Origin of the sequence: Anaerorhabdus sp. (assembly GCF_036641015.1) — a bacterium.
Classification (GTDB): Bacteria; Bacillota_I; Bacilli_A; order Erysipelotrichales; family Erysipelotrichaceae; genus Anaerorhabdus.
The window spans coordinates 1-7,253 of record NZ_JAVWFO010000067.1; the positions used below are offsets into that span (position 1 = coordinate 1).

At 33.2% G+C, this 7,253-nt stretch carries 10 protein-coding genes; all 10 read left to right on the forward strand.

Going from position 1 to position 7,253, the window contains the following annotated elements:
* Window positions 1–41: 41 nt before the first annotated feature.
* The 10 genes from rpsM to RR430_RS08470 all read left to right on the forward strand — a co-directional run bounded on the left by rpsM (window position 42) and on the right by RR430_RS08470 (window position 6,938).
* Window positions 42–407 carry a 30S ribosomal protein S13 gene (gene rpsM, locus RR430_RS08425; RefSeq protein WP_332508925.1) on the forward strand — a complete coding sequence of 122 codons (366 nt, stop codon included), beginning with the start codon at window positions 42–44 and terminating at the stop codon, window positions 405–407.
* 20 nt (window positions 408–427) lie between these two features.
* On the forward strand, window positions 428–820 hold the full coding sequence (gene rpsK, locus RR430_RS08430) for a 30S ribosomal protein S11 (protein ID WP_332508927.1): 393 nt from the start codon (window positions 428–430) through the stop codon (window positions 818–820).
* A gap of 25 nt (window positions 821–845) precedes the next feature.
* Window positions 846–1,805 carry a DNA-directed RNA polymerase subunit alpha gene (locus RR430_RS08435; protein ID WP_332470105.1) on the forward strand — a complete coding sequence of 320 codons (960 nt, stop codon included), beginning with the start codon at window positions 846–848 and terminating at the stop codon, window positions 1,803–1,805.
* 22 nt (window positions 1,806–1,827) lie between these two features.
* Window positions 1,828–2,190, forward strand: a complete 363-nt coding sequence (rplQ, locus tag RR430_RS08440) for a 50S ribosomal protein L17 (RefSeq protein WP_078712826.1) — start codon at window positions 1,828–1,830, stop codon at window positions 2,188–2,190.
* A 101-nt stretch (window positions 2,191–2,291) separates the two neighbouring features.
* On the forward strand, window positions 2,292–3,512 hold the full coding sequence (locus RR430_RS08445) for a glycoside hydrolase family 43 protein (protein WP_332488772.1): 1,221 nt from the start codon (window positions 2,292–2,294) through the stop codon (window positions 3,510–3,512).
* Window positions 3,509–4,591 (forward strand): hypothetical protein, encoded by a 1,083-nt coding sequence (locus RR430_RS08450; protein WP_332508928.1) that lies wholly within the window; start codon window positions 3,509–3,511, stop codon window positions 4,589–4,591. Before RR430_RS08445 ends, RR430_RS08450 begins: the two co-directional genes overlap by 4 nt.
* 19 nt (window positions 4,592–4,610) lie before the next feature.
* Window positions 4,611–4,880: an ACT domain-containing protein gene (locus RR430_RS08455; protein ID WP_332488768.1), complete on the forward strand. Its 270-nt coding sequence runs from the start codon at window positions 4,611–4,613 to the stop codon at window positions 4,878–4,880.
* Between the two features lie 8 nt (window positions 4,881–4,888).
* On the forward strand, window positions 4,889–6,247 hold the full coding sequence (locus RR430_RS08460) for a PFL family protein (protein WP_332488766.1): 1,359 nt from the start codon (window positions 4,889–4,891) through the stop codon (window positions 6,245–6,247).
* 120 nt (window positions 6,248–6,367) lie between these two features.
* Window positions 6,368–6,727 (forward strand): helix-turn-helix domain-containing protein, encoded by a 360-nt coding sequence (locus RR430_RS08465; protein ID WP_332482175.1) that lies wholly within the window; start codon window positions 6,368–6,370, stop codon window positions 6,725–6,727.
* A gap of 22 nt (window positions 6,728–6,749) precedes the next feature.
* Window positions 6,750–6,938 (forward strand): hypothetical protein, encoded by a 189-nt coding sequence (locus RR430_RS08470; RefSeq protein ID WP_332508929.1) that lies wholly within the window; start codon window positions 6,750–6,752, stop codon window positions 6,936–6,938.
* Window positions 6,939–7,253 lie beyond the last annotated feature (315 nt).

Sequence of the window (7,253 nt, forward strand, 5' to 3'; positions counted from 1 at the left end):
AAACATAAACAACGTCAAGGAAACTAGGAGGAAGATAAGATATGGCTCGTATTGCTGGAGTAGATATTCCACGTGACAAACGTGTAGTAATATCTCTAACTTATATCTACGGAATTGGACCATCAAAAGCTGAGAAGATTCTAAAAGATACAAACATTAGCGAAGATATTCGCGTTAAAGATTTAACAGATGATCAAGTTAACGCTATTCGTCAAGAAGTTGATAAGATCAAAGTAGAAGGTGACCTTCGTCGTGAAGTTCAACTTAATATTAAACGTCTAATGGAAATTGGATGTTACCGTGGAATCCGTCATAGACGTGGTTTACCAGTTCGCGGACAAAGAACTAAAACAAACGCTCGTACTCGTAAAGGACCTCGTCGTACTGTAGCGAACAAGAAGAAATAGTGATAGGAGGAAGATAAATAATGGCAAATGCAAAAACAACAACACGTAAAAAACGTGTACGTAAGAATATAGCTAAAGGCGTTGCACATATTCATTCAACATTCAATAACACAATCGTGACTATCACTGATGAAGCTGGAAACGCAATTGCTTGGTCAAGTGCTGGAGCATTAGGTTATAAAGGTTCTCGTAAATCAACACCTTATGCTGCACAAATGTGTGGTGAAGCTGCTGCAAAAGCTGCAGTTGATCACGGTATGAAAGTTGTAGAAGTAAGCGTTAAAGGACCTGGTCCTGGACGTGAAGCTGCTGTAAGATCATTACAAACTGCTGGACTTGAAATTACAGTTATCAATGATGTAACTCCAATTCCACATAACGGATGTCGTCCACCAAAACGACCTCGTGGTTAGTAAAAGATAAAGGAGGGAACACGATATGCAAAAATTTGAACGTGCCAATTTTGAAGTTAAAGAATATGTTGAATCAGACAATTACGGTAAATTTGTAATTGAGCCTCTTGAAAGAGGGTTTGGAACTACAATTGGTAATGCACTTAGACGTGTTTTACTTTCCTCATTACCGGGAGCTGCTGTTTACTGTATAAAAGTAGACGGTGTTTATCATGAATTTACATCAATTCCTGGTGTTCAAGAAGATGTTACTATGATCATCTTGAATATTAAACAATTGATTATGAAGATTGATAACGATGAAATTCATACATTAAGAATTTCTGCTAAAGGTCCATGTACTGTTACTGCAGGGGATATTATTTGCCCAGCAGGTGTTGAAATTCTAAACAAAGATCTTGAACTTGCTCACTTAGAAGTAGGTGGAGTTCTTGAAATGGAATTAAAAGCACGCAACAGCCGTGGTTATATTAGTGCTGATGGTAATAAACAACTTTACCAAGGGTCATCACAAGGTATTGGAACAGTTTATACTGACTCAATCTATACACCAGTTGATCGTATCTCTTATACTGTTGAACCTACTCGTGTAGGTCAAGACGCTAAGTATGATCGTCTAGTGTTTGAAGTATATACAAATGGTTCTATTACTCCTCAAATGTCATTGGCATTGGGATCTAAGATTCTAATTGACCACCTTGATATTTTAGCTAATATTCAAGATGCTGTAGTTGATATGGAATCTTGCATTAAAGATGCTAATGGTGAAGTAGTAAACAAAGGTCTAGTTATGATGATTGAAGATCTAGACTTATCTGTACGTTCTTATAACTGCTTAAAACGTGCAGGAATTCAAACAGTTGAAGAGTTAACTCAAAAAACTGAAGATGAAATGATGAGAGTTCGTAACTTAGGTAAGAAATCTCTTAAAGAAGTTAAAGATAAGATCTATGAATTAGGTTTTAGCTTTAAATCATTCGACTAATATAGCAAGGAGGAAATAGACAATGTGGAATCGTAAATTTGGACGCAAAGCTGACCATCGTAAAGCAATGCTTAGAAATATGGCAACATCAGTAATCCTTCATGGAAAAATTGAAACAACTGAAATGAAAGCAAAAGATCTTCGTTCTGTTGTAGATGAAATGATTACTTTAGGTAAACGTGGTGACTTGCACGCTCGTCGTCAAGCTGCTGCTTATATCCGTAATGTTGTAGCTGATGAAAAAACTGAACAAACAGTTCTTCAAAAGTTATTTGATGAAGTAGCACCTAAATACGCAGATCGTAATGGTGGGTATACTCGTGTCATCAAAACTAGATCTCGCCGTGGAGATAATGCTCCAATGGCAATCATTGAATTAGTTTAATTCAAATATAAAACTCAAGTTTAGGCTTGAGTTTTTATTTTGGTTTAACTGAATTCTGTGTAGGTAGTGTATGTAAGATAAGTTTTTGATATAATAAGCGTATGAAAAAAATATTGATACTTTTATTAACTTTATTAATTATCTCTGGATGTGATGCTAAGAAAGCAATACAACCAAGTTTTGATAATGAAACTGATTCATCTAGTCAATCACAAGTGTATGATTATTTAAATCAAAGTTTAGATAGTTTTATATTTTCAAATACCGAGTTACCAAAATTTAATAATCAAGTAGTTGATTGGAATGTTGTATCGGGAGATGCAATCATAGAGAATAATATTATTAGTAAAACTGATAATGCAGATGAATATGAAATGATTGTGTTAGAAGCTACTGTTAATGATGAATCGTATTTATTTGATAATTTGGAATTAATGGATTCAAGAGCGGCGTATGTTATGTCTTATTTTGGTGGAGATGATGAAGATAATTATCAAAATGCTAAACTGGCATATACATATAATGGGTTATTGTGGTATTTGGTAAATAACGATGAACCTATAGTAAGAGCTGAACTAGGGTCAAAACAAATAAGAGATCCATATATTGTAAGGAAGAAAAACGGTACATTTTCAATGATTGCAACACAAGGTTGGAATAATTCTTCAATTTATGTTTGGGACAGTGATGATTTATGTACATATAATAATGAGAGATTACTACAAGTAAACAAATCATCCAGTGATCAAAAGATGAGTGAGAAACAAGCATGGGCACCTGAAGCGTTCTATGATCGAATAATTGATAAATATGTTATTTATTGGTCGAGTCCCGAAGATGGTGGTATGTATTATAATTTAACATCTGATTTTAATGATATCAGTTATCCTAAACAATTATTAGACACAGGTTTTACAGTTATTGATGGAACTATTGTAAAAATAGGATATGATTATACTATCATTTTAAAAGATGAGAGAGAACCAATGGAAGAGTATTCTTCTTTATTCGTTGGGACATCAAGTACTAATTATCTTGGATTTGATACTTTTTCTGAGAATAGAATTACCGGTCATCAAAGTGAGGGACCATTTGTAATGAAGGGTGATGTCGATTATATTGTTTTTTATGATGATTATACTAGAAAACAATTCCAAGCGATGACTACAAAAGATATTAGAAGTGAAGAGTTTGAAGAATTGAATATGTTGACTGACGTAGTAGCGCCAATGATTAGCCCTCGTCACGCCAGTGTGATACCTGTTACGTGGAATGAGTTAGTTAAAATAATAAAGGAATATAAAACGGAGGACATTGAATGAAAAAGATAATAGCTTGCTGTTTAGCATTATTAATGATTACTGGTTGCAGTAAAAATGTTGAAAAAATATCAGATTCATCAGCACAATTATTAAATGATGCGATTATTAAATCCAAAGAGTTGAAAAACTATACTAAAAATGAAACACTTGAAGTTAAACTTGAAGTTGATGGAACTACTAATTATGATACAACGTCTGTTATTGAAAGTTATATTAATAACAATGATAATCAAAATGAAGCAAAGTCCAAAATGTATGTTTCTGTAACAGGTGTTGGAGAAAGTGCAATACAACTTTGGATAAAAGATGGTAAATTTTATATTGAAAGTGATGGGTCACGTTTTGTACAAGAAGGTACATTTGAAGAATATGAATCACAATTAGGCGAAAGTGATTTTACAAAACTAATCGAAGGTTTTGACTTTCTTTATGGAACTGAAGAAAAAAGTGGGAAAAACACAATTTTAAAGTTTAAATTAAATGAAACACAAGTCATGAATATTTTAGCATCACAGGGAGAAATATTTGAAGAAGTTGAATATAAAGAAAACACAAATTTAATGGCGTTCACAATTGATGAAAATAAATACATCGTAGAAATTCATTTGGATTTAAATATTGAAATTATTGAGCAAGATACTATAATAAATAGTATTGTAAAGTTAGATTACAATATTTCGGATATTAATAAAACGGTAGTAGAATTTCCGGAGAACTTGGCTGAATTTGCTAGTGCTAAGCAAACGAATGATGATAATCAAAATGAATTGATGAAGGCGTTGATGGAGTTATACAATTACGAGGAAGTTGAACCAGGGATCATTCAATATGATTGGGGTAGCGAAATCTATGAATTTAACTTCAATAAAAAGGAATTCAATTTGATTAGTGAATTTGGCACTTATACATATAACTGGTCAGATAAGACAGGTTATCTTGGTGGCGTGTGCACTTACAACTTCGATAAAAGTGAAAATATTGGGTGTTCAGATGAAGAAACAGCAAACATTCAATTAGCAAAAGAAATATTTGATTCAGAGTGTCAAGCTAGTGGTGTTTCACCAAGCTCATTAAATTAGAAATTAGGGGGAAAAGGATATGAGAGCAGTACTTTCAGTAGTTGGTAAAGATAGAACAGGTATTTTAGCATTAGTGAGTAATGAGTGTTTGCAATTTGAAGCGAACATTGAAGATGTATCTCAAACAGTTATGCAAGATGTATTTAATATGTTCATGATTGTAGATATTAATAAAGATACAGAGGAATTTTTGAAATTTGTAAATCATATTGAACAAGTAGGTAAAGAAAATAATCTTGTAATTCATGTTATGCATGAAGATATTTTTAATGCAATGCATACAATATAGGTGATGATATGTTAAATACAAATAAAATAGCTGAGACTATAAAAATGATCCAGGAAGAAGATTTGGATATACGTACAATTACAATGGGTATATCATTGCTTGATTGTGCAGATACTGATATTAAGAAATCTTGTGAGAAAGTTTATAACAAAATTGTTACTAAAGCAAAAGATTTAGTTCAAGTTGGTGAAGAAATATCACGTGAATACGGGATTCCTATTATAAATAAGAGAGTATCTGTAACACCAATTAGTATTTTAGTTGATGTAAGCGGAGGAGATCCTGTAGAATATGCTAAAACACTTGATAGAGCGGCAGAAACTGTAGGTGTAAATTTTATTGGTGGATTCTCGGCATTAGTACAAAAAGGGATGACACCAGGAGAAAAGAAATTAATTGAATCAATTCCTGAGGCATTAGCCCAAACAAGTAAAGTATGTAGCAGTGTTAATATTGGTTCAACTCGTGCTGGTATTAATATGGATGCGGTTAAGATAATGGGACAGGTGGTTGTGGATTGTGCAGAAAAAACAAAAGACAATCAGTGCCTAGGAGCTGCTAAACTAGTGGTATTCTGTAATGCAGTAGAGGATAATCCATTTATGGCTGGGGCATTTCATGGCATTTCAGAAGCAGAAGTAGTGTTAAATGTTGGTGTATCAGGACCAGGTGTAGTTCGTAGTGCAGTTGCTAAAGCAGGAAAAGATTGTACAATGGATGAAATTGCGGAAATTATTAAGAAAATAGCATTCAAAATAACTCGTATGGGACAATTAGTTGGAACAGTAGCAAGCGAAAGACTTGGAATTCCATTTGGTATTGTTGATTTATCTCTTGCTCCAACTCCAGCGGTAGGAGATTCAGTGGCATATATATTAGAAGAAATGGGTCTAGAACAATGTGGAGGACCTGGCACTACAGCTTGTTTGGCAATGTTAAATGATGCTGTTAAAAAAGGTGGAGTCATGGCTAGTGGGAATGTTGGGGGACTAAGTGGTGCATTTATACCGGTATCAGAGGATGCTGGTATGATAGAAGCTGCGCGTTCAGGAGCATTGACACTAGAAAAATTGGAAGCAATGACAGCGGTATGCTCTGTGGGTCTAGATATGATTGTAGTACCTGGAGATACAACCCCTGAAGTTATTTCAGGTATTATTGCAGATGAAGCAGCAATCGGTATGGTAAATAGCAAAACAACAGCAGTTCGCATTATTCCTGCAATTGGTTGTGGCGATAGTGATGAACTTGAGTTTGGTGGGTTATTAGGTAGTGGACCAATTATGAAGATAAGTAAAGTATCACCAAAAGTTATGATTAATCGTGGTGGTAGAATACCTGCACCACTTCAAAGTTTAAAGAACTAAGATAAAAGTCATTCATTTCGAATGACTTTTATACAATGTTAAATAACTTTGCGTAATTTCCAATGGAATTTGATAGTTGATTTATGAAGTAAAATTTATACTTTTCCTAGGAGGTGTTCTATGAGCATAGGTAGTAAAATATACGAGTTAAGGAAAAAACAGAATTTATCACAGGAGGGACTTGCGGAGAAGCTGGAAGTAACAAGGCAAACAATTTCAAATTGGGAATGTGATGAAACAATTCCTGATTTAAAATATGCGAATCAACTAGCACAAGTTTTTCATGTTAGTGTAGATTATTTAGTAGGGAATGATTGTCTTCAACCGACAATAGAAAAAGTGAGTAATATTGAAAAACTAGCAGGAATAATTATTAAGCTAATTAAGTATTTGGGAATTGTATTAATCGCACTCATTTTAATAGGATTTATTTCTATATTATTTTTTATGAATAACAAACAAACAAACAAATGTTACTAAAGATGGTGGCTACTCTTATGCATTGCTTTCATGTCGAGTGGGTGAGAACACATATGATATAAGCATTGGTGATAACGGCTTCTATGATTGCAAGGGATGTAGTGATAAGATGAATGTTTATTTAAATGATATTACAGAATGGCCTACACGAGATGAGGGTGTTAAAAATATTGAAAAATATTTTAAAGAAAATGGTGGAAGTTGCGAATAGTATTATTAAAATATAGTGATGATTTAAGCAAAGTTATTCAAAGAATATATTGAATAACTTTTTTTTGAAAAAAATGTAAAAAAAATTAAAATAGTGCTTGCATATGTTTCCAGTGTGTTATATACTAACAAAGCTGACACGGAGTGCTAGCAAAAAAGAGTCTTAAAACAAGTTAAAATATTTTGAAAAAAATAAAAATAATGCTTGCATTAAGTTCTCAAATGTTATACAATAAACAAGCTGAACCGCTAAAGGAAATCAGCAAGCGATCTTTGAAAACTGAATAGGAAATTAAACAACGAACGTCAATAAAAA

Coding starts and splice junctions, on each gene's coding strand:
- rpsM (WP_332508925.1), top strand. CDS start 42: ATGGCTCGTATTGCTGGAGTAGATATTCCACGTGACAAACGTGTAGTA.
- rpsK (WP_332508927.1), top strand. CDS start 428: ATGGCAAATGCAAAAACAACAACACGTAAAAAACGTGTACGTAAGAAT.
- RR430_RS08435 (WP_332470105.1), top strand. CDS start 846: ATGCAAAAATTTGAACGTGCCAATTTTGAAGTTAAAGAATATGTTGAA.
- rplQ (WP_078712826.1), top strand. CDS start 1,828: ATGTGGAATCGTAAATTTGGACGCAAAGCTGACCATCGTAAAGCAATG.
- RR430_RS08445 (WP_332488772.1), top strand. CDS start 2,292: ATGAAAAAAATATTGATACTTTTATTAACTTTATTAATTATCTCTGGA.
- RR430_RS08450 (WP_332508928.1), top strand. CDS start 3,509: ATGAAAAAGATAATAGCTTGCTGTTTAGCATTATTAATGATTACTGGT.
- RR430_RS08455 (WP_332488768.1), top strand. CDS start 4,611: ATGAGAGCAGTACTTTCAGTAGTTGGTAAAGATAGAACAGGTATTTTA.
- RR430_RS08460 (WP_332488766.1), top strand. CDS start 4,889: ATGTTAAATACAAATAAAATAGCTGAGACTATAAAAATGATCCAGGAA.
- RR430_RS08465 (WP_332482175.1), top strand. CDS start 6,368: ATGAGCATAGGTAGTAAAATATACGAGTTAAGGAAAAAACAGAATTTA.